Source organism: Alphaproteobacteria bacterium, assembly GCA_040218575.1.
In the GTDB taxonomy this organism is placed as follows: domain Bacteria; phylum Pseudomonadota; class Alphaproteobacteria; order JAVJRE01; family JAVJRE01; genus JAVJRE01.
The window spans coordinates 323,686-345,018 of record JAVJRE010000005.1 but is presented as its reverse complement, the minus strand read 5'-3'; the positions used below and the strand labels follow the sequence as shown (position 1 = coordinate 345,018).

General features: G+C 59.7%; 16 protein-coding genes and 3 pseudogenes. 13 read left to right on the top strand and 6 right to left on the bottom strand.

Annotation, left to right across the window (positions count from 1 at the left end; all coding sequences use genetic code 11):
* Nucleotides 1-27: 27 nt before the first annotated feature.
* On the bottom strand, nt 28-906 hold the full coding sequence (locus RIE31_07650; GenBank protein ID MEQ8640459.1) for a nucleotidyltransferase: 879 nt from the start codon (nt 904-906) through the stop codon (nt 28-30).
* Nucleotides 907-916: 10 nt separating this feature from the next.
* Complete coding sequence (locus RIE31_07645) at nt 917-1,879, bottom strand: patatin-like phospholipase family protein (protein ID MEQ8640458.1); 963 nt, start codon at nt 1,877-1,879, stop codon at nt 917-919.
* Between the two features lie 48 nt (nt 1,880-1,927).
* On the opposite strand from RIE31_07645, the gene RIE31_07640 reads away from it, so the two are divergent.
* From RIE31_07640 to RIE31_07595, 10 genes and pseudogenes are all read left to right on the top strand, one after another.
* Nucleotides 1,928-3,763: an N-6 DNA methylase gene (locus RIE31_07640; GenBank protein MEQ8640457.1), complete on the top strand. Its 1,836-nt coding sequence runs from the start codon at nt 1,928-1,930 to the stop codon at nt 3,761-3,763.
* A complete protein-coding gene (locus RIE31_07635; GenBank protein MEQ8640456.1) occupies nt 3,760-5,037 on the top strand; it encodes a restriction endonuclease subunit S in 1,278 nt (425 codons plus the stop codon). The genes RIE31_07640 and RIE31_07635 overlap by 4 nt, the downstream gene beginning before the upstream one ends.
* Entirely contained in the window at nt 5,034-7,985 is a 2,952-nt protein-coding gene (locus RIE31_07630; protein MEQ8640455.1) for an HsdR family type I site-specific deoxyribonuclease, read from the top strand. The genes RIE31_07635 and RIE31_07630 overlap by 4 nt, the downstream gene beginning before the upstream one ends.
* On the top strand, nt 7,972-8,289 hold the full coding sequence (locus tag RIE31_07625; GenBank protein MEQ8640454.1) for a M48 family metallopeptidase: 318 nt from the start codon (nt 7,972-7,974) through the stop codon (nt 8,287-8,289). The genes RIE31_07630 and RIE31_07625 overlap by 14 nt, the downstream gene beginning before the upstream one ends.
* A gap of 87 nt (nt 8,290-8,376) precedes the next feature.
* A pseudogene (locus tag RIE31_07620) lies at nt 8,377-8,484 on the top strand (IS6 family transposase).
* Nucleotides 8,478-8,601 (top strand): annotated as a pseudogene (locus tag RIE31_07615) (integrase core domain-containing protein). The pseudogenes RIE31_07620 and RIE31_07615 overlap by 7 nt, the downstream one beginning before the upstream one ends.
* A 143-nt stretch (nt 8,602-8,744) precedes the next feature.
* Nucleotides 8,745-10,079: a macro domain-containing protein gene (locus RIE31_07610; GenBank protein MEQ8640453.1), complete on the top strand. Its 1,335-nt coding sequence runs from the start codon at nt 8,745-8,747 to the stop codon at nt 10,077-10,079.
* Nucleotides 10,080-11,711 carry an adenylosuccinate synthetase gene (locus RIE31_07605; GenBank protein ID MEQ8640452.1) on the top strand — a complete coding sequence of 544 codons (1,632 nt, stop codon included), beginning with the start codon at nt 10,080-10,082 and terminating at the stop codon, nt 11,709-11,711.
* Nucleotides 11,708-12,376, top strand: coding sequence for a hypothetical protein (locus tag RIE31_07600; GenBank protein ID MEQ8640451.1), 669 nt, complete (start codon nt 11,708-11,710; stop codon nt 12,374-12,376). Before RIE31_07605 ends, RIE31_07600 begins: the two co-directional genes overlap by 4 nt.
* A 107-nt stretch (nt 12,377-12,483) precedes the next feature.
* Nucleotides 12,484-12,805 (top strand): annotated as a pseudogene (locus tag RIE31_07595) (transposase).
* An 86-nt stretch (nt 12,806-12,891) separates the two neighbouring features.
* Here the strand turns inward: RIE31_07595 and RIE31_07590 are convergent.
* The gene (locus RIE31_07590; GenBank protein MEQ8640450.1) at nt 12,892-14,091 is read right to left on the bottom strand and encodes a hypothetical protein; all 1,200 of its coding nucleotides are present in this window, start codon (nt 14,089-14,091) and stop codon (nt 12,892-12,894) included.
* 797 nt (nt 14,092-14,888) lie between these two features.
* Between RIE31_07590 and RIE31_07585 the strand changes: the two genes are divergently transcribed.
* Genes RIE31_07585 through RIE31_07575 form a run of 3 tightly spaced genes read left to right on the top strand, consistent with a single transcriptional unit; the run spans nt 14,889 to nt 18,820 of the window.
* Nucleotides 14,889-17,192, top strand: coding sequence for an AAA family ATPase (locus tag RIE31_07585; GenBank protein ID MEQ8640449.1), 2,304 nt, complete (start codon nt 14,889-14,891; stop codon nt 17,190-17,192).
* Nucleotides 17,193-17,900, top strand: coding sequence for a hypothetical protein (locus RIE31_07580; GenBank protein ID MEQ8640448.1), 708 nt, complete (start codon nt 17,193-17,195; stop codon nt 17,898-17,900).
* A 29-nt stretch (nt 17,901-17,929) separates the two neighbouring features.
* Nucleotides 17,930-18,820 (top strand): hypothetical protein, encoded by an 891-nt coding sequence (locus RIE31_07575; protein ID MEQ8640447.1) that lies wholly within the window; start codon nt 17,930-17,932, stop codon nt 18,818-18,820.
* 22 nt (nt 18,821-18,842) lie between these two features.
* Here the strand turns inward: RIE31_07575 and RIE31_07570 are convergent, their stop codons facing one another.
* The 3 genes from RIE31_07570 to RIE31_07560 form a co-directional block, all read right to left on the bottom strand.
* Entirely contained in the window at nt 18,843-19,547 is a 705-nt protein-coding gene (locus RIE31_07570) for a DUF2971 domain-containing protein (protein ID MEQ8640446.1), read from the bottom strand.
* A 470-nt stretch (nt 19,548-20,017) separates the two neighbouring features.
* Nucleotides 20,018-20,320 (bottom strand): YciI family protein, encoded by a 303-nt coding sequence (locus RIE31_07565; GenBank protein ID MEQ8640445.1) that lies wholly within the window; start codon nt 20,318-20,320, stop codon nt 20,018-20,020.
* Entirely contained in the window at nt 20,308-21,225 is a 918-nt protein-coding gene (locus tag RIE31_07560; GenBank protein MEQ8640444.1) for a TauD/TfdA family dioxygenase, read from the bottom strand. Before RIE31_07560 ends, RIE31_07565 begins: the two co-directional genes overlap by 13 nt.
* Nucleotides 21,226-21,333: the final 108 nt, after the last annotated feature.

Here is a 21,333-nt window from a genome sequence, read left to right as displayed (position 1 = left end):
CCAAACTGCTATGAGTAGCCTGGGCGATCAACTCTCCCAGTACTTTTTGAGCGCGGCGGTGAAGGTCGCGAAGTTCGCCGTAGGCCAGCACACCGACGAATTGTCGCGCACAAGCCAGTAAAGGTCATTCGCGCAAGCGAGGTTCGACGCGTCGGCATTTACAATCCAGTTGTAGCAGGCGACGAACATATCCCCGTAGTCGCCAGTGAAATTGTCGGCCGGGACGTTCCAGAGCATCCCTTCGATGAAATACGAGGGGGCCACGCCGTCGGTGAGGTAGCCCTTCTCAATCATCGTGTTCCGCATTTTCTTGAAGACGCGGACCATCGGCTTGAAGTTTCCGTTGGTCGCTTGGTGCTTCGAGGTGCAGTTCGCCGAGTGCTGTTTAGGGAAGTTGTCGATGCGATTTCCGCCGGAGAAGAACGCCACGCCTTCGTGATAGCGTATATCGCGAGGTTCGTAAGCAATATAACGGCGGAACTGCTGGCAGACGAGAATGTCCGCATTACGGCGTCCGTTGTTACCTGGAACGAACACGGCCTTTCTGACTTGGACACCATTGTAAAGGCGCTTGATGTATCCTTCGGCGTGCGCCTTAAACTGCTCGTAGTCGTACTGAACCCCGCCTCCCGACGCGCGTTCAAAGTTTGCCTTATGCTCTGGCGAAAGTTGGCTTAGATCGAAGTAGTAGGCTCCAGTGTGCCTAAGCACGATGTCCACATCGCTGTCGGCGTAGACGTTCGTGTCGTTGCCGTATGAACCCTGAAGAAAAACTTCAGTATCGGCGATTGGGTACGGCGCACCCGCGTCCAGCAAGTGCCCGCGAATGATGTTGTAGGTGCCGGTGAACTGACCCGTCGGGCCCTGCTTCGCCCACGTCTCAAGCTGCTTTTCCGCGATCGCCACCATACTCTCCCTACAGCAAGAATTTCTTCAAATCGGCCTCCAGATCCCGAGCAGAATCGCGCCCGCGCTGCCACAGCAGGCCAAGCTTCTCCACGTCCACTTCAAGCATGTCCGTCGCAAGCTCCGGCTGCGTGTACTTGTTATGGATGCGGATGGTTGGGACCTCACGGAAGAGCACTTTCCGGAGTTGGTCCATCGACTGCGTACTTATCTCCATCGTCTTCTGGAGAAAGACCATGGAGGGGAGCTTGCTCAGCCACTTTCGCAGGTTCCATGCCGGGAGCTTCGGCGCGGGATACTCGCCGACGCCGATGCTCACCACGCGCACCTCCTTGCGCGCGAAGCCCATCGACTCCGTCGCGTCGACGATGGCGTAGAGGGTCGGGTTGTTTGCCACGAAGCCGCCATCACGGACTTCGATGCGCTCGCCGCGGCTCGTGGTGACAAACTTCTTCTTGAAGAACGGATACGCCGAGCAGGACCCGACCACCGCGTCGCTGATGGTGCAGCCGAAGCCCGGCTCGAAGGTCGACTTGCCGAGGAATGCCTGCCGCCGGTTTGTCTTAAAGATGATCGGCCGCTCTTCCGACCAGCGCGTGCCGACGATGCCCATGTCGGTCTTGAACGCATCGAACTTCAGCTCGCCAAAGACCCGGGCCGCGAGCGCCTCGAGCGCGCCGCTCTTGTTGCGCGGTAGCCAGCGGGACATCACCGCGACGACGTGCGTGCGGTAGAGCTTCTCGATTTCGTCGACTGACTTTCCGAGCCCGAGCAGCGCCGCGATGATGGCGCCGGTCGAAGTCCCGTAGATCAGGTCGAACCTCTCGCAGAGACGACAGCCGACGAGCCCCTCGATCTCCTTCAGGGCGCCGAGCGTGTAGAACCCCTTGGCGCCCCCGCCGTCTAGGGCCAGAACTCGGCAAGGCTTTCCCGAGCCTGAGTTGTCCATCGGGTGCTGCTGCTCCAATCCCATCTCACGAATCGCATTGACAATCTATGCGATATAGCAAATATATCAAATATGACAAAAAAGCAAGCCTTTGCCGCTACCCTCCGCACTATCCGGGCCAAGTTGGACCTAACCCAGGAGCAGCTTGCCGAGCGGTTGGGCGTATCGTTCGCCACAGTCAACCGCTGGGAGGGAGGGACCACTATGCCCCAGAAGGCCGCCCGCGAGACCATTTCGGCCCTCGCCCGCGACGCCGGCGTTGAGCCCATCGAGGACACCGCCGAATCGCCTGGCCCGGCGGCCGATGTTACTCGCCGTCGGCGGGTGGGTGGAACTGCACCGTCCACCAAGTCCATGGAGCAGATGCTGTGGGATGCGGCCTGCTCGATCCGGGGAGAGAAGGACGCGGCCAAGTTCAAGGACTTCCTGCTGCCGCTTCTGTTCCTCAAGCGCCTGTCCGATGTATTCGACGACGAGATCGCGCGCTTGGCCGAGGAATATGGCGACCGCGAAACCGCGCTGGAGATCGCGGAGGAAGATCACGCTCTCCTGCGCTTCTACCTGCCGCCCGAAGCGCGCTGGTCCGTGATCAGCGGACGCGAGCCGTATGATTGGCCGAACGATGAGCAGGGACGCCCCACCCGGCCCAAGGACATCGGCGAGCATCTGACTAAGGCGGTTCGAGCCGTGGTGCGGCAGAACCCGTCCTTGTCTGGCGTCATCGACGTCGTGGACTTCGCAGCGGAGCGGAATGGCGAGCGCGACATCAATCCCGCCAAGCTGCGCGAGGTGGTTGAGACCTTCTCCGATCCGCGCTATCGCCTCGGCCTCGCCGACGTGCAGCCGGATTTCCTGGGCCGCGCCTACGAGTACCTACTGCGGAAATTCGCTGAAGGATCGGGCCAGAGCGCCGGGGAGTTCTTCACGCCGACCGAGGTCGGGTTTCTGATGGCGCAGATCATGCGCCCGAAGCCCGGCGAGGAATGCCACGACTACGCCTGCGGCTCGGCTGGCCTGCTGGTTAAGCTGCAGCTGGTCGCGCGCGAGCTCGACCCCACCAGCAAGGTGCCGCTCCGGCTCTACGCCCAGGAACTGACCGCCGAGAGCTACGCCGTCGCCCAGATGAACGCGATCATCCACGACATGAGCGTCGAGATGGCGCGCGGCGACACGATGATCAATCCGAAGTTCAAGACGCCGGACAGCAATATCCGCACCTACGACATCGTCGTCGCCAACCCGATGTGGAACCAGTCGTTCAACCCGGACATCTTTGCCGACGACCCATTCGACCGGTTCCGTACACAGGGCGGCGCGACCACGGGCAAGGGGGATTGGGCATGGCTCCAGCACACGATGGCCTGCCTCGGCGACCGTGGACGGGCGGCGGTCGTTCTCGACACCGGCGCGGTGACGCGCGGATCGGGGAGCAAGAACGAGGACAAGGAACGGAACATCCGCAGGTGGTTCGTCGAGCACGACCTGATCGACGGCGTGATCCTGCTGCCGGACAACCTGTTCTACAACACCAGCGCCGCCGGCGTGATCGTCGTGCTGTCGAAGCGCAAGCCCGCCGTGCGCAAGGACAAGATCGTGCTCTTGAACGCCTCGCGCCACGTGCAGAAGGGGCGGCCCAAGAACTTCATCCCCGACGACGCTATCCGCCCGCTCGCGGCGGCCTACCTCAAAGGCAAGCCGGTCGAGGGCGAGATCGCCGTCATCACACGCGAGCAGGCGGCCGAGGCGGATTACAACCTCAGCCCTAGCCGGTGGGTTGGCAGTGCTAATGAACAGGACCAGCGACCGATCGCGGAGATTATCGCCGACCTATTCAAGCTGGACGATACCGCGCGTGAGATTGACACCAAGCTCGCCAAGATGCTTGCCCCGCTGGAGGGGCGGAAATGATCCCGGACGGATGGCAGGCAATCCCGTTTTCAGGTCTTGCGGACTACAAGGCAGGCCGAACTCCGGCTCGTGCGAACCCTGTCTTTTGGCAGGGCGCCGGCGATGGCGTTCCGTGGGTCGCGATTTCTGACATGACGGAGTTCGGCACCGTCACAGCGACCAAGGAAAAGATCAGTCAAGTGGCCTTTCGAGAGGTGTTTCGCGGCAAGACCGTGCCCGCAGGGACGCTGATCATGAGCTTCAAGCTCACCATCGGCCGAATGGCGACCCTCGGTGTTGATGCCTGCCACAATGAGGCGATCATCGCAATTTTCCCGCGCAATGGGATTGACCAGCGGTTTCTGGGTTATTTTCTGGCGCAAGTTGACTATGACGGTCTCCAAGATCGGCAGGTGAAGGGCAACACGCTCAATCAAGAGAAGATCGACCGTATCGAAATCTGGCTCCCGCCAGACGATGAGCCGAAGCATATTGCTGACGTTCTGGACCTCGTGCGTCAGGCCATCCAGTTGCAGGATAATGGACTGGCCATCGCCCAGGATCTCAAGCGCGCAGCGATGTATACACTGTTCACGAAGGGCCTGCGGGGCGAGGCGCAGAAGGAAACCGAGATCGGCCCTGTGCCGGAGAGTTGGGAGCTCGGATCGCTTGGCACCCACTTCTCCGTTGTCTCCGGAGGTACCCCGTCACGTCGCAACCCGACCTTCTGGCACGGTGGCGAGATTCCGTGGGCAAAGACGACCGAAGTCAACTACTGCGTCATTCGCGAGACTGAAGAGCATATCACGCCCGCCGGCCTCATCGGATCCGCGGCGAAGCTCTTGCCACCCGGCACGCTGCTTATGGCAATGTATGGTCAAGGGGTAACGCGGGGCAAAGTTGCTATTCTAGGAATCGAAGCTGCCTGCAATCAGGCCTGTGCCGCGATCAGGCCATCTAGTGGCGCAATCGAAACGAGGTTCCTCTACCATTTCTTGGTGTCTCGGTATGAGGAAATCCGCCAGCTTGCTCATGGCGGACAGCAGCAGAACCTCAATCTCGAGATTGTCCGAGGACTTTCCATCTGCTTCCCACCTGAAAAGGCTGAGCAGAATGAGATCGTTGCTGTCCTCGACGCCATCGACCGGAAGATCGATCTGCACCGCCGCAAGCGAGGTGTGCTCGACGACCTCTTCAAGGCGCTGCTGCACAAGCTGATGACCGGCGAAATCCGCGTCGCCGACCTCGACTTCTCGGCGCTGGATGCCAAGCCGGTGGCGGAGGTGGCGGCATGAGCGAACTCAAGATCAGTGAAGCGGGCACCGTCCAGTTCCCGATGGTGGATCACGCCGCAAGCATTGGCTGGACGCCGATCACACCCGAGGTGGCGAAGCAGAAGCGCGGCGGCGAAGCCGGCATGATGCTGCGCGATGAACTGGAGGCGGCGCTCGCCAGGTTCAATCCGTGGATGACTGCCGACGCCATCCGCCAGGTGATCGAGAAGCTGGAGGCGATCCCGCCGACCATCGAAGGCAATCGCGACATGCTCGCCTGGCTGCGCGGCGAGCGGCAATGGTACGACGAAGGCGAGAAGCGACATCGCCACGTCCAGCTCATCGACTTCGAGCATCCGGGCGAGAACGTCTTTCACGTCACCTGGGAATGGAAGCTTAAGCCGCCGGCGCGCAAGAGCAACCGGGCGGATGTGATGTTCGTCATCAACGGGGTGCCCGTCTGCATCGTCGAGCACAAGAACCCCAAGGATGGCGACGCCATCGACCGGGGCGTGATGCAGCTGAAGCGCTACGAGAAGGAGACGCCCGAACTGATCGGCACGCCGCAGCTCTTCAACGTCACCCACCTGCTCGATTACTGGTACGGTGTCACCTGGAACGCCAACCGCCGCTTCATGGCGCGCTGGAAGCAGCAGCCCGAGGAGACCTACAAGTTCGCGGTGCAGGCCTTCTTCGAGCCGACCGATTTCCTGCGCACGCTGCAGCACTGGATTCTGTTTTATGTCGAGGATGGCGAGACCCGCAAATCCATCCTGCGCCAGCACCAGCGCGTTGCCGTCGACAAGATCGTCGAGCGGTGCGAGGACAAGGCCAAGAAGCGCGGGCTCGTCTGGCACACACAGGGCTCGGGCAAGACCTTCACCCTGCTTACCGCCGCACGCCTGATCCTTGAGGACAAGACGCGTTTCCAGAATGCCACCGTCATCCTGGTGGTGGATCGCACCGAGCTCGAAGGTCAGCTCAAGGGCTGGGTCGAGAAGCTGCTCGGCGAGATGCAGCAGCAGGACATTCCCGTCTGGCGGGCGAACTCAAAGACCGAGGTGCAGGATCTGCTCACGACCGACAAACGCGGCCTGATCATCTCGATGATCCACAAGTTCGAGGGCATCGACAAGGACGCCAACATCCGCGAGAACATCTACGTATTCATCGACGAGGCGCACCGATCGGTCGCCAAGGACCTCGGCACCTACATGATGGCCACCGTGCCGAACGCGACCATCATCGGCTTCACCGGCACGCCGATCGCGAAGACGGCGCAGGGTGAAGGCACCTTCAAGATTTTCGGCACCGAGGACGAGCAAAGCTATCTCGACAAATACTCGATCCGCGAGTCGATCGAGGACGAAACCACGCTCCCCATCCGCCACACTATGGCGCCGAGCGAGATGACCGTGCCCGCCGAACGCCTGGACAAGGAGTTCTTCGAGCTCGCCGCCGCAGAGGGCGTGACCGACACCGAAGAGTTGAACAAGGTGCTCGACCGCGCCATCGGCCTGCGCACCTTCCTCACCGCCGACGACCGCATCGAGAAGGTCGCCGCCTTCGTCGCCGAGCACTTCCGCGAGAAGGTCCATCCACTCGGCTATAAGGCGTTTCTGGTTGGCGTGAACCGCGAGGCCTGCGCCAAGTACAAGAAGGCGCTGGACAAGCTGCTGCCGCCAGAGTGGTCGGAGGCCGTCTACACCGAGAACGCGGCCGACGTGGTCGGCCGCCCACTGGTGGCAGAGGTGCAGCTTACGGAGGAGCGCGAGGCGGACGTACGGCTGCTATTCAAAAAGCCAAACGAGGATCCGAAGATCCTGATCGTTACCGACAAGCTGCTGACTGGCTACGACGCGCCGCTGCTTTACTGCATGTATCTCGATAAGCCGATGCGGGACCATGTTCTGCTGCAGGCCATCGCCCGGGTGAACCGGCCCTATGTCGATGCCAATGGCGTCCAGAAGCGCGTGGGCCTCGTCGTCGATTTCGTCGGCGTCCTGCGCGAGTTGAAGAAGGCGTTGGCGTTCGACAGTTCCGACGTTAGCGGCGTGATCGAGGACCTTCACCTTCTGCTCAAGGATTTCCTCGGCAGGATCGAGAAGGCAAAGGCCGATTACCTCGACGCCGGCGACGAGGGCAGCGCTGACGAGAAGCTGGAGAAGCTGGTCTATGGCCGCTTCCTTGACTCAGAGCCGCGCAAAGCGTTTTTCGAGGCCTATAAGGAGATCGAGACCTTGTGGGAAATCCTCTCGCCCTCGCCCGAGTTGCGCGACCACATTACGACCTTCAAACGGCTGGCGCAGCTCTATGCCGCGGTGCGGAACGCTTATGCGGACCATGTCGGCTATCTTGCCGACCTTGCTTACAAGACCCGCCGGCTGGTCGAAGAGAGCGCGACGCAGGAAGGTCTTGGCAAGTTGACCAAGACCGTCACCTTCGACGTTAGGACGCTGGAAGGGTTGCGCGGCGAGCCGGGTTCAGACGAGGGCAAGGTGTTCAACCTCGTGCGCGGGCTCCAGAAGGAGATCGAGGACGAGCCGGATGCCGCGCCCGTCCTGCAATCGTTGAAAGACCGTGCCGAGCGGATCCTCAAGGATATGGAGAACCGGAACACCACGGGCCTCGCCGCCATGGACATGCTTGCCGCGCTCGCTGCGGAAAAAGACGAGGCGATCAAAGCGGCGAAGTACAGCGGCCTGTCGACACGGGCGTTCGGCGTCTACTGGAACCTCAAGGACGACGAATCTCTGCGCGATACCGGCATCTCCGCAATGGAGTTGGCGCGCGACGCCGAGACTGAGATGCATCGGTTCCCGAATGCCCGGGTCAATGACGATGAGCGCCGAAAGCTGCGGGCTACCCTCTACCGCCCACTGCTGGGGCTTGGCAAAGAGGACCGCGGCCGGGTTGTCGATGTGGTTCTGGCGATCCTGATAGACGGCGATCACGATGCGGGCGAGTGAGGATCGCCGGACCCAGCTTCGTCACCGTGTCGAGTACTGGTCCGAGCGTCTGAAAGCGGCGCCCCGCATCGTCCGGATCCAGCGGATGACCCTCAAATGGGGCTCATGTTCGACCAGCGGCATTGTTACGCTCGCCGAGGATCTTGCCGATCAGGAGACGAGTTTCCAAGACTTTGTCATCGCCCACGAACTGCTGCATCTGCGGGTTCCCAACCATGGCAAGGTCTTCAAGGCGCTGATGAGCGTCCATGTGCCGGATTGGCGGGCCCTCGAAGTTTCACGACGTAAGCAGCGCGATGTCTAGTTGTCGACTGGATCAGCCAAACAATGCTGTACGTTGGGCATTGTCAGACCAAACCGGCTTGGGTCTGACAGGGTCGCCGCATAGCCTTTGCGGAGGAAAAACCCGTTTCGCTGTTTCAACTCTTTGCCCGAGATTATCCGTCTGGCGGCGATGCTGTACATCCGCTATCCGCTGTCACTGCGGCAGGTGGTGGACTCCGAGACGAACTCCTGAACATGGAAATCTTCTACACGCTGAAGGAGGCGAAGGTGCTCATCGAACGCTGGCGACAGCGCGACAACACCATCCGACCCCCGCAACTCCCTGGGCTAGCGACCACCAGCCCCAAAAGCTGCCTTGCCGCGCCCGGTTGTGCAGGCCTACGCTACGCTTCAGCCTGAACAACCGGGCGTTAACCCGCGCCAGACTCTCTCATAAAAGCTGGACCACCTAATGGGGGCAGATAGATAGATAAAATGTCTAACGCTCCCTCAATCAACTGGACCAACGCCTCGGTACGGGCATTTGCGAGGAATGCAGACCCACTGGCCGCAATAGAAGATGCAGCGCGCGCGCTCGTGTTGAGAGCGCGCGAGAGGGGTTGGGAAGGCCCACCATTCAACCCTCTTCGCATCGCCGAAATGCTTGAAGTGCAGATTGAGGCCAACTCTAGCGTAGCCGACGCACGACTGGTGGCGACTGAAAGCGGCCCAAAGATCGAATTCAATCCTCAGCAGCCGCGTGAGCGGGTGCGGTTCTCAATCGCTCATGAAATCGCACACCTCCTCTTTCCTGACTGGTCAGAGCAGGTTCGCAATCGCGGTGGTGATAAAGCTGCCGACGACTGGCAGTTGGAAATGTTGTGCAATTTGGCCGCTTCGGAGTTTGTGCTTCCGATCGGCAGTCTATCGGCTGTATCGGACATTCCCCCAATCGAAGACTTAATGCGTCAGCGCCGCAATTACGACGTGTCGGCCGAAGCCTTTCTGACCCGCCTAGCCAAGATATCCGAGAAGCCCATCGGTATCTTCGTTTCATCGCCAATTGTCTGCGAGAACGGTAGGCGGCACTATAAGATCGACTATTTTGTCAGCTCACCAACAGCTCCAAAGATTCGTCTGTCAGGATTGGCGATTCCAGACGAGAGTATTGTGCATCATTGCACTGCCATAGGACACACTGATCGCTCGGTTGAAAGCTGGGTGACGGATGCTCCGACCCAGATCGAGTGTGTTGGTTTGACCGCCTATCCGGGAAGCGTTTACCCGAGGGTGGCTGGGCTGGTCAGATTTGACCGGGCTCAAGAAGACCATTTTCCGATACGACTGCTCCACGGGAGCGTCCTAGAGCCTCGCAACGGCGGTAGAAAGATCATTTGTCAGCTGGTCAACGACAGGGCCGTCAAATGGGGCGGTGGAGTCGCCCGCAAGATTGCGAAGCGTTTCCCGGACGCGGAAGAGTCCTACACCGAACAAGTCATACAGATTCCGCAGCGTGATCGTTTGGGGCGCGTGATTTTTTCGGAAACGAGCGAGGATTTAACCATCGCAAGTCTGATCGGGCAGGAAGGGTTCGGTCCATCACTTTTCCCCCGAGTTAGATACGCGGCATTGCAAACCTGCCTTGAACAAGTTGCCGATCGTGCCGCATCCATTGGGGCAAGTATTCACATGCCCAAGATCGGTACAGGATCTGCAGGAGGCGATTGGTCAACTATAGGAGAGATGCTTGATGATGTGATGGTACGTGCCGGATTGTTTGTAACTGTTTACGATGTCCCGCCGAAGCGGGTGCAACTCGAGTTGCTCTAGGTGGCTATCGGGAGCGCAAATCTTCGTATCGTTCTCCTTTCCGGACCCATCTGCTCCGGCAAGTCCGCCCTGGTGCGACTGCTTAAGGAAAAGCACAGCGCCAAAATCATCAAGACACGCGAGCTAATTCTTAAGAAGGCTCCTAATACCAGGCCCGAGCGCAAATCCTTACAACGGGTGGGCCAGAGACTTGACCGAGAAGACGGCGGCGCATGGGTCGGAGAGGCCCTTCAGCGTACAGTCGACAGCTACGCGACGGGACAGACGCCAAAGGGCCTCTACGTCGTCGACTCGGTCCGCATCTTGGGTCAGATCGAGGCGATCCGACGGGCATACGGCGCCGAAGTTCATCACATCCATCTGACCGCTACAGAAGAGGAACTGCGCGAGCGCTACGAATCACGCAGTAGAGAAGACGACGAAGCGGTCGCCTATGACGAACTGAAGCGAAATCGGACTGAGCGTGCCATCGAGAAACTCTCGGCGGTCGCGGACATCGTCGTCTCTACGGACCGCTGCAGCGAAGAAGCCGTCCTCGTCCGGGCCACCGCGCTTTTGAATCTCTATCCGCGGTCTAACGACGCCCTGGTTGATGTGTTGATTGGCGGTCAGTTCGGAAGCGAGGGTAAGGGGAACATCGTCGGCCACATCGCGCCTGAATATAGTCTTTTGGTGCGTGTGGGTGGACCAAATGCGGGTCACCAGGTTTATGCGGAGCCAAAGCCAGACAAATACTATCACCTGCCGTCGGGCACACGGCGGGCTCCGAATGCGAAGTTGCTCCTAGGTCCAGGAGCTGTGATTTACCCCAAGATGCTCCTTGAAGAGATCGCGGAGCACAAGATCGATGCCGAGAGGCTTACTATCGATCCCCGCGCGATGATCATCACCGACGCGGACCGCAAGGAAGAAAGGAAGCGGTTCGGCAGCATCAGCTCCACAGCGCAGGGCGTGGGACTTGCTTCAGCGCGAAAAATGACGGGCCGGTCAGATTACAAAGACAAAAAAGAAGCGTTCCTCGCCCGCGACTGCGAGGTTCTCCAGCCTTTTCTGGGAAGCGCACGTCAGGTCTTGGCAGACGCGATGGTAGCCGGCAGGCGGATCCTGCTGGAGGGCACGCAGGGCACCGGCCTGAGCCTTCATCACGGTGACTATCCACATGTCACGACGAGGGATACGACTGTGTCGGGTTGTCTGGCTGACGCAGGTATAGCGCCTTCGAATGTGCGGAAGATCATCATGGTCTGTCGCACTTATCCGATCCGGGTGGGTGGGCCATCCGGTCCGATGGCGCACGAGGTCAACATGGCCGAAATCCATAGACGTAGCGGTATTCCGCTAGAGGAACTTGAGCGCACCGAGCGGACTACCACCACCGACCGGCCGCGCCGGATCGCGGAGTTCGACTGGCTTCAGTTTCGTGACTCCGTACAACTAAATGGCCCGACGGACATCGCCCTGACATTTGTCGACTATTTCGACGTGAATAACCGAAAGGCTTTTCGCTTTGAGCAGCTCTCGCAGGAAACGATCAGCTTTGTTGAGGAGATCGAAAGAATATCAGGCCGACCCGTTTCTCTGTTGTCGACGAATTTCAACTGGCGCAACGTCATTGATCGGAGAGCGTGGTGACCGAAGCGGAACTTGAAGAGCTGATCACTGACTGCCCCACGCTGTATCACATGGCGCAGCGGGGCTCATGGGAATCGATCAAGCAATATGGTCTGCTGAGCACCAGTGCGCTCCTGGACCACTACGCGGTTGAGCCACCAAGACGGACCGAGATCGAAAGCCAGCATCGACCGGAGAGCGTTGAAGTGACAGGCGGCGGTCTGCCTCGGGCCGTTGTGCGCGACCAAATCCCAATGAGTGATTCAAGTCTTAGAAGGGCTTTGCCCGACCGCCTTTCTCCGGCGGATTGGTACGAACTGCTGAACGCCAAAGCCTTCTTTTGGCTTTCGGAGGCGCGCCTCCACAAACTGACCAATGCCAAAGCCTATCGCGACCAGGAGCACGATGTTCTTGAAGTCGATACAAGGTCGCTGATTGATGCACATCGGGATACGATTTGGCTCTGTCCGATCAACAGCGGCTGCACCAGGCCGATGCCGCACCCCAGAGATGAGACGATTTTTGCTCGTATTTCCGACTATCCGTATGCGCATTGGCGGGAAAGGCGAGGTCGCCAAGAGCGCGTGGTTGAACTAGCCGTTGATCATTCGGTTGAAGACATCCGTGATCACGTAAGGCGTGTTGTCGTCAAGCGAGGCACTGAGGTTCTTAGCGTACTCGAATGAAGCAGCGAAACAACGCAGCCCGCGATCTCTGGGCGCTGTTTTTAGAAAGGGTGTGCCCCCCCCAATGAAGTGGTCCACCGATATGGTTAGGAAAACGGAGGGCCGACATGGCGAACAAGCGGCATAAGCCAGAAGAGATTGTCACGAAGCTTCTGCAGGTCGAGGTGATTGTCGGCCGTGGAGCGGCACGGGTCGATGCGATCCGCGAGGTTCGTATAACCGAGCAGACTTATTTCCGCTGGCGCAAGCAGTATGGCGGGATGGGAGCCGACCAACTGAAGGAACTCAAGCGGCACCAGAAGGAGAATGAACGCTTGAGGAAGGCAGTGTCGGATCTGACGCCAACAAACTGACTTTGCCGCAAGCTGCAAAGGGAAACTTCTGAGCGCCTCACGTCGTCGTGCCTGGGTTGATCATGTGCGCAGCCAGCTGAAGGGATAGATTTATCACTTTTTGTGCCGCCAACGCTGGCTCCAGAACCCGTCTGGCTCCCGTCGTGGACGGTCTCTCGAGGCTTAGTGGTAGCCTGAATCTCTGGCTGGTTCTTCCTGCCAGAGGAGATCGGTCTCCATAGCGTCGCCGCTGACCAGGGGATCGATTTCGTCGGCGTGGGATAGCGCCCATGTGCGCCAGTGTTCGACCGTGGAGTACTCAGCGGAAAGGTCATCGCTTGCCACTGCCGTGTCGACTGCAGCGACATAATCCCGGATACGGGCGGCGACTTCCCAGGCCTTGACTCTCTGACGAAGGCCAAGCTTTCGGTCACGCTCTGCCCGACGCTTGGTTTCCAGCTTTCTTGCTTCTTCTTCTCTTTCGTCTCGTCGACGTCTCGCGGCCTCGTCGGCTTCGCGCTTTTCCCGGACATAGGCGAGGTTTGTCAGCAGCCCGGCAAGGACACTGGGAAGCTGATCCTCCAGCGGTTTGTCCTCTCTGTCCTGCCAGCTCTTGGATATGTCATCGAGTGCATATCTGGAGAGCTTGAAGATGAGCTGCCCAGTCGGCTCTTTGGTCTGAGTCCATTCCTGCTTTGGATTGAAGTGTCCCGCCTTCTCTTCCTCGGTGAGGCGCCGACGACGTTGACGGATTCGTTCTGAAAACGTGAATTCGACGGCATCACGGCCCAAGCGAATCGAGAGATTGTCCTCGCGAAACTCCTCCGCTTCTACCTTACATCCACGCCGTTCAAGCTCGTGGAAAAGAGCATCAAGAATCCTGAGGCGACGTCGGCCAAGCGACGTGGCGTGTTTTGCAGTAAAGTATGTGTACCCGTGGGGTGCATCTCGCGCCTGCTGCCGATCAGCTGTCTCGCGCTTCAGCCAGCCGGCGATCATAGGGTGTGGGTTTCGGATCTGTGCCTTGACCCGGATCGACCCAATCTCCCGTAGCTGCCTTTCGAAGAATTCTTGATAAGGACTCGGCTCTGCGTCCTTGTCATTCGGACCGGGCCCGCTAGCCCTCCGGACGAAACGCAGGTCGATAACTACCTCGGGTTGCCTGGAACCATCGACATCGAGTAATGGAGAGCGTCTCACCTTGTAGCCTGCCGCTTTCCGGGCCCAGTAGCCGCGAGGTGGTACGGGGATACTATTGCGCTCGCACAACTTGCCCAGGCCACGGCCGGACATGCCAAGCTCCTTGGCAAGGGTGTCAACTGGCGTCTCCCACACAAGATCGTAGAGCTCGCGGCGAGTCAGACGTTGGATTCTCTCAGCCATTTTCTATGCTCCAGCGTTTGCAGCAGACGCTGAAAGCCTGCACCCGAGGAGCGCTCTTCGCTACATGGATTTGGAGGACAAAGACGTCCTGTTTGGTAGTTCAGGTACCCTGATCTAGGTATCGTTTTCCCTGTTATGAGGTATGAAATTCCCTGTTCGGTATGCTAGGGAATTGCTCCGTAAAACATAGGAATAGAGCCAGTATCTAGCCCGAAATAACTGTGCGGCGCTCTCAAATCGGCAAAGTTCCCTGTATCATCCCTGTTTAACAGGGAAATGCGAGAGAGACGGGTTCGCACAAGACTGCGTGCACCGCCAACTAGTCTTTTTTTTCATTGTGTTTTTGGGTAAGCAGAGAACCGGGCGCGCTGTGCCTCGGAATTTCCGGGCCTGTCGCCGGGCGGTCTCGACACAGTGAACCGGAGAATCCGGAAAAGCCGGCTTCTCCACACGTGTAGCGGTTGTATTCTCTGCCGGCGAGTCGGACGGTTCGCTTTCGTCGCGTGCGAGGGTCGGCGACTCTGCTAATTCTGCAGGTTCGCCGAAATAGCTCGCCCAGCGCAAACACGCACTACGCGCCCAACAAAAATGGACTCAGATGGGCGAAAGTTGACCAATAAGCAGGGAGAGAGTGACCTATTGCTCTTTCCCCGAATCTACGGGTTAGGATTCGACTCACCAGACTTTGAACACTCTACTTTATTCTCTAGTTGAGTTCTGCGACAAGGGATAGCGGTGTCCGACGGTATAGTTGTCTACATTCGCAGGGAAGCGTCATAGTCCGCTCGACCTGACCCATGCTAAGCGAAATCAAATTCATTCAGAACATCGGACGTTTTGAAACCGCGAAGCCCACCGCGGGGGCGGTGTTCGGGAAATGCACGCTTGTTTACGGGGAAAACGGCTGGGGCAAGTCCACGCTCGCCGATATCCTCCGCTCCCTGACGACGAACTGTCCCGCCATCCTGGCGGGCCGCAAGACCCTCGACGCCGTAGCCCCGCCAAAGGCCGTCCTGCGCCTTGGTTCCCAAAACGCCATATTCGAAGACGGGGCGTGGACGGGACCGCGCCCGGCAATCGCCGTCTATGACAGTGCGTTCGTCAACGACAACGTATTCTCCGGCGATATCGTGACAGGCGACCATTTGCGCCGCCAATACGGCCTGGTTATCGGCGAAGAGGGCGTCCGCCGTGTCCGGCGCATCGCCGAGCTGGACGAGGAAAACCGAAAGAACAACCAGGAGATCAAGTCGGCCGAGGGCGAGCTACAGGCCGTCATTCGCACGGTCGGTCCGCAATCCATGAAGGTCGAGAACTTCCTTGCCCTCGAAGCGCGGCATGACATAGACGACGCCATCGCCGCGAAGGATACGCAAGTTCAGCAGGCGCGGCGCGCCAAGGAGCTAAAGGCCGCCGCCGAGCCCTCCCTGTACCCGCTGCCAACGCCTACCGACAAATTGCGCGGACTACTGACCCGGTCCATCGACGAGATTGCCGAGAACGCGCTGAATAAGGTGCGCGCCCATATCGCCGCTCATGAGTGCGACCCGGAGGGGCAGGAGGCCTCCCATGAAGGCTGGCTGGAGGCCGGGCAGGCCTTCATGCAAACGGAGGACTGTCCATTTTGCGGCCAGCGCCTCGCCGACCGGAGCCTGGTCGATGCCTACAAGGACATCTTCAGCGACGCCTACAAGGAGCTGGCAGCGTCCGTGAAAAGGGCCCGCGACACGCTTGCCGGGTATGGCAACGGTGAGTTTCGCCAGGCGGTCACGAAGATACACGAACAAAACAGCGGACAGTTCGGATACTGGCGGGAGGCAGGCAAGCTGGACCCGCCGGACATGGAAGCGGCCGCCACTCTGATCACGCCGATGGAGGAAGCGGAAGACCGGCTGGACAAGCTATTCGCGCAAAAACAGGGCAATCTGACCGAGGCCGTCTCCGGCGGCGATATGGATGTCGCCCTCGCGGCCTGGGACTCGGGACGGGCCGCGATCGAGTCGGCCAATGCCCGGATCACGGAGTTTCTCGGACGGATCAAGGCACTGAAAGAGTCACTGGACCCGGCCGCCCTGCCGGGCCTTGAAAACGAGCTGAAGCTGCTCCAGGCGACGAAGCGGCGCCACGAGGACGACATCGCGGCCGTGGCGACCAGGCTTGCCGACTACAAAAAGAAGCGAAAGGAGATCGCAGCGGAAAAGAAGAAGCTGCGCGAAGAGCTGGACGAGCACGACAAGGCCATCACGGGCAATCTCGGCACGGCCATCAACACCTATCTCAAGCGGCTGGCGGCGGGGTTCCGGATTGACTATCGGCCGCCCGATTATCGCGGCAAGGAACCGGCCGCCAGCTACAACATCTTGATCCGGGAAGTGCCAGTATCGCCGCGCAGCGCGCCGGATGAACTCGACAAGCCCAGTTTCCGCAACACGCTTAGCGCCGGCGATAAATCGACCCTGGCGCTCGCGCTTTTTCTCGCCAAGGTGAATTCCGATCCCGATATCGACGATACCATAATCGTTCTCGACGATCCCTTCACCAGCCTGGACAGTTTCCGGCGCCAATTCACCGCCATCGAGATCAGGAAACTATGCGGCCGGGCGGCGCAGACGATCGTGCTCTCGCACGAGAAATCCTTTCTTCGTCTGCTATGGGACAAGATCGACCAGGGCCAGATGGCCTCGCTCGCCCTCCAAACCGGCGCGCCGGGCATGAGCACCATCGCGCCGTTCGACATCGCCGCGGCCACGCAGCCCCGGCATGTGACCGAGCGGATGCAGATCGAGGAGTTCGTCGAGGGCGAACCCCATAAGGAGATTTATATCCGGACACGCCTGCGCACCGTCTGCGAAGCCTTTTACCGCAACGGCGATCCCGGTCTGTTCAGCGAGGCCGCCAGCCTTGAGGAAATCATCCGCATCTTGGAAGACGCGCCGGACGATCACCCCTACAAGGGGGCGCTCGAGGATTTGCGAGATATCAATGAATATTCCCGGGGCGACAGCCACGCCGAGGTCGGCGGCAACCCGGCCGAGGAAACCAGCACAGAGGAACTGAAGGAGTTTTGCCGGCGCGTCCTCGACCTGACGAAGGGGATGTGAATGACGGACGGCCTGATCGGCGCGGCTCTCCTTGCCCTGGCCGGCTTGGCCGGATTCATGCTCCGCAAGTATGTCGGTTCCTATGCCGCCGAGAAGGGCCGTAACCTCGCAACAAAGGAGGATATCGCCGACATCACCTCTCGGCTCGAGGGCGTGAAATCGGACATTCAAATCCTCGGCCGATTGCGGACCGACTACGAGCAACAACGAAGGGACTGGCTGCTGGCGTTTTATGACGCAGCCATCGAGCTGCTGCACGACAGGCTGGCGTTGAATTTCGGGGATACTCCCTACGACGAAGGACGCTCCCTCTTTAATTACCAGCAGGAGTTTCGCGCCAACGTCGCGACGCTGGCGAAGTCATATCAGCGGATCGTCGTCTATTTCGGTCACGACGAGCCCGTCCGTGTTCATGCCGAGGAAGCCCTGAAGGCCGCGCTTGACGCGCGCAAGCTGGTCATCAAGGACATGGGAGAGCTGAAAGCAACCATGATAGAGGAAGGCGCCGCCGTCGGCTCGGGCGACAGGGCGCGCATGGAGGCGGCCGTCGCGGCGTCCAACAGGGCCAACAAGGAATACTGGGACAAGATGCATCCCGCGGCCGACGCCTTCCGGGACGCATTGAGGTCATATCTAACCGCGCTCAACAGCTTTCTGCGCCCGAATGACACATACGACCCGTCCACGGCCCTGGGCGGCCGCGACTAGGCGCGTTGTGCCGGGGACCCGGATAGGCGATGACAACGCTCAGTCTGAATGTCGACGAGGCAATTACCATGGCAACGCGGGCCGGTGACACCCGCGTCACGCGCGCGGCCATGTTGATGGCCTATGGCTGGAACTGTTCCATCGAGGCCAGCGAGGCCGATTTTCATCTCGACGGATTCATTCAGCTTATCAACGCGCCGCGCGATCCGACGCCGACGCAGATGGACGCCTTTCGCGACGACTATCGCGCCTGGATTATCGGCAACGGCTTCCGCGAATTGGTGGCCGCGCTTGAGCCGCTTCTGGACTTCGTGCACATGGTCATCGCCTATGCCGATGCGCGTATGAAAAACAAGCGAAGTAGGGACGCCAACCAGGCATGCGACAAGTTCGAGCGGCATGGCCTGGCACTAAAATTCGACCAGTTGCGCCGGCGCCACGGAATCGATACCCGCCTGTCCGATCATTTCGAGACACTCACTCAGGCACGCAACTGCCTCACCCATCGCGGCGGCATTGTCACCGATAAGGATTGCAACACCGGAGATGGATTGCGGATCACCTGGCTCGGCTTCGACTCCTCGATCACCGAGGGCGGGGGCAGGGAGCATGTTCTGACCCTGGATTCAAAAGGGCCGATCGACAGTTCGAAATTCGAGGGAGAGGATAATCCCAAACTGAATATCGAGTGGGTCAACCGCGAGGCCCTGTTTCGGCCCGGCCGGCGCATTTATCTCCCGCCGCGCACGCTCCAGGAAATCTGCCACATGGGATCACTGGTCTGCGCCGAGTTGAATCGCCACGCGATCAATTGGTTCCTTGACCATGGCGTCAATGTGAATGGCGGTGTTCCGGTCCCGCCACCCAAAGTGGAAATCTATCTGGATGCCATTGATCCGGATGACGGTAACGACAAGTAACCACGGCACTTTGCGGCGAGGGTTAGGGGAGTCGGATGACAAACCCCTTTGGCGGGGCATATAGCAGCGACCGCTTGATCTCGCCCTTGAAACCGGTCTTGGTCCTGATTTCGTCCTTGAAAGTCTCGGCCTCGCTCACCGGTAGCCTCGGATCGATCATGATCTGATCAATCAAGTCATGGGGATCGACACGATAGCGATAAAGCCCGTTCGCCCATTTCTCCTTCTTCTTCTCGAAGTACAGCAGCCTGATCTCGCGCTCATGCTTGAAGGCCCACCGCTTCACCAATAGTGACCGCGCGCATGCTTTTGGTGACAGCCCTCCCTTAAAGACTCTTTCGCTGAATTTCCTTAGCTTGCTTTCCGAGAGATATTCCACCCGGCCGACATAACATTGCATATGTGCCCACTGACCGTGGTGGACAGACAGACCTTGTCCCAGCCGTTTAATGGACGTGCGTATCCGCACCGCGTTCTTCCCGGGCGAATAGATGCGCCACATGGCGTCGGACGATTTATGCAGCGTCCAGCATTGTCCATAGAAGTCGTCATGGAACGAAAAATCGCCCCACTCGCCGGAATTCAGCTGGATCGGCGCGCGCAGGATAAAATTTTCAAACGGATCTTCCCACTTCGAAGGGGCGACCAGGACGTTCTCCCCGTTATCAAAGAGCTGGAAAAGTCGATCCCTTGAAATAATGCGATAGATGAAGCTCTTGTCGCTCAATCCATCTAAATTCAATCTGGTCCATGATTCCAACATATCGTCCCTTTATCGTTGCAAACCGTACAATCCAACAATCCATCGTTCACGAAAAATCAGTCAAACAATCTTTTTGGTACCATTTGCCGTAGTTGGGTTCATTCGCCTGCTTGAGAAAGCATCAATCGAATTGCAGCAGTGCCGTGTTGCAGCGTGCCCCCGATTTGAACCTGCAGGCCACTCGAAGAGCCGTTCCCGTTTGGCAAGTGAGATCCCTGTTCTCGTTCTAAGGGTCCCTGTTCCTTCTGGGAAATTCCCTGTTCAGTCGATTAGGGAATTGGCCGAGAATCGGCTGAAACCAGAGCTATTTCTTGCCCTCTGGACAGGCATTTCTCACTATCGACATAGAGTTCCCTGTATTTTCCCTGTTGAACAGGGAAACTCGGTCAGAGACGGGTTCGCAATAGACTGCCCCCTCCGCCAATTCTCTCTGTCTAGTCCACCTCTGCGCCGGCCAGGATGGCCGGGTGCCAGTAGGTGATCCGGGTCGTGCCGCGCAGGCCGGCTTTGGTCGCGGGGTCGGCCTGGAAGATGGCCAGGGCGTCGGCCCGGGTCGCCACGTCCAGCACCAGCAGGCTGCCGATCTTGGTGATGCCGTCATCGGCCCGCAGGCTGCCCGCCGCCAGAATCTTGTCCTTGATAGAGAGTTCGTGCGCCCAGTGCGCGTCCATCACGGCTGTATCGGCGCGCAGCGCCGGCCCCTTGGGCCCGTCCTCGCTGACAATCATCCAGGCCATGTCCTGTTCTCCTTTGTCTTTATCTGGTGGCGTTGAGCACGCGCTACACCCGCGCTGGCGATGCCATCGGCTTCGACGGCGGATGAGACGATGCTGGCCAGCGTACGCTCCTGCGCATAGGGCCAGGGCTGGCCGCGGTGCAGGGCGGCGCGCTGGTCCCAGATGAGAACATCACCGTCGCGCCAGCAGTGGCTGTATATGTCCTCGGGCCGCGTCACCGCGGCGGTCAGGTCATCCACCAGCGCCCGCCCGGCCGTCGCCGTCATGCCCACAACGGCGCACACATGGCCGCCGATCAGCAGCGCCTCCCGCTGGTTCAGCGGATTGGTCCAGGTAGAGCGCCACGGTTGATCGGGATACTTCGTGAACATCTCCTGGCGGCCGAGGACCGGGTCAATCATCTGGCGTGAATGGGCGTAGCGGTGGATAAACACCTTGTCCCGTGCTGCAGCCCTGAGGGCCGGGTCCATGGCCGCCCAGCCGTTGCGGGTGGAGGCAAACTCCGTATTGCCGCCGCGGTCCGGCAGGACGCAGGCCACCAGCACATTGGAGATGGCCGGCGTCGGCAGAAAGGTGCTGTCGGTATGCCAGATGAAATTGGCCTGAAGATTGAGTAGTTGCAGATCGTCGGCGGCCGCGACGGCGCCACTGTCCTTCAGATTGGAGACCATGGGCCTGGCCGGCGTTGCGCCGGGCGCGGCATCGGTCAGGTCTTCCGGCGGGCCGAACAATGTGGCGATGCGGCGATGCTCCGCCGCATCGAGCGACTGGCCGCGGAACAGCAACAGGGTATGCTCCTCGAAGGCGGCGCGAATCTCCGGATAGAGCCGCTTTGCGGTCACGTCGCGAAGGTCCACGTCGTGGATCTCGATACCGAAATGCTCGTGCAAGGGAGATGTGCGCATAGCGGAACGCCCGGTGACGGGGCCCGCGGCGCGGGCCGGAACAAGGCCGGACTGTGGGCAAAGGCCGGGGCTCTGTCCAGAGTGGCGCGGCGCGGTGGGCGCGGCATG

What these genes read in the sequence shown, in the direction of transcription:
- RIE31_07575 (MEQ8640447.1), top strand. Translation starts at nt 17,930, where the DNA reads ATGACAACGCTCAGTCTGAATGTCGACGAGGCAATTACCATGGCAACG.
- RIE31_07590 (MEQ8640450.1), bottom strand. Translation starts at nt 14,091, where the DNA reads ATGGCTGAGAGAATCCAACGTCTGACTCGCCGCGAGCTCTACGATCTT.
- RIE31_07625 (MEQ8640454.1), top strand. Translation starts at nt 7,972, where the DNA reads ATGCGGGCGAGTGAGGATCGCCGGACCCAGCTTCGTCACCGTGTCGAG.
- RIE31_07580 (MEQ8640448.1), top strand. Translation starts at nt 17,193, where the DNA reads ATGACGGACGGCCTGATCGGCGCGGCTCTCCTTGCCCTGGCCGGCTTG.
- RIE31_07565 (MEQ8640445.1), bottom strand. Translation starts at nt 20,320, where the DNA reads ATGGCCTGGATGATTGTCAGCGAGGACGGGCCCAAGGGGCCGGCGCTG.
- RIE31_07560 (MEQ8640444.1), bottom strand. Translation starts at nt 21,225, where the DNA reads ATGCGCACATCTCCCTTGCACGAGCATTTCGGTATCGAGATCCACGAC.
- RIE31_07610 (MEQ8640453.1), top strand. Translation starts at nt 8,745, where the DNA reads ATGTCTAACGCTCCCTCAATCAACTGGACCAACGCCTCGGTACGGGCA.
- RIE31_07640 (MEQ8640457.1), top strand. Translation starts at nt 1,928, where the DNA reads ATGACAAAAAAGCAAGCCTTTGCCGCTACCCTCCGCACTATCCGGGCC.
- RIE31_07645 (MEQ8640458.1), bottom strand. Translation starts at nt 1,879, where the DNA reads ATGGGATTGGAGCAGCAGCACCCGATGGACAACTCAGGCTCGGGAAAG.
- RIE31_07585 (MEQ8640449.1), top strand. Translation starts at nt 14,889, where the DNA reads ATGCTAAGCGAAATCAAATTCATTCAGAACATCGGACGTTTTGAAACC.
- RIE31_07630 (MEQ8640455.1), top strand. Translation starts at nt 5,034, where the DNA reads ATGAGCGAACTCAAGATCAGTGAAGCGGGCACCGTCCAGTTCCCGATG.
- RIE31_07635 (MEQ8640456.1), top strand. Translation starts at nt 3,760, where the DNA reads ATGATCCCGGACGGATGGCAGGCAATCCCGTTTTCAGGTCTTGCGGAC.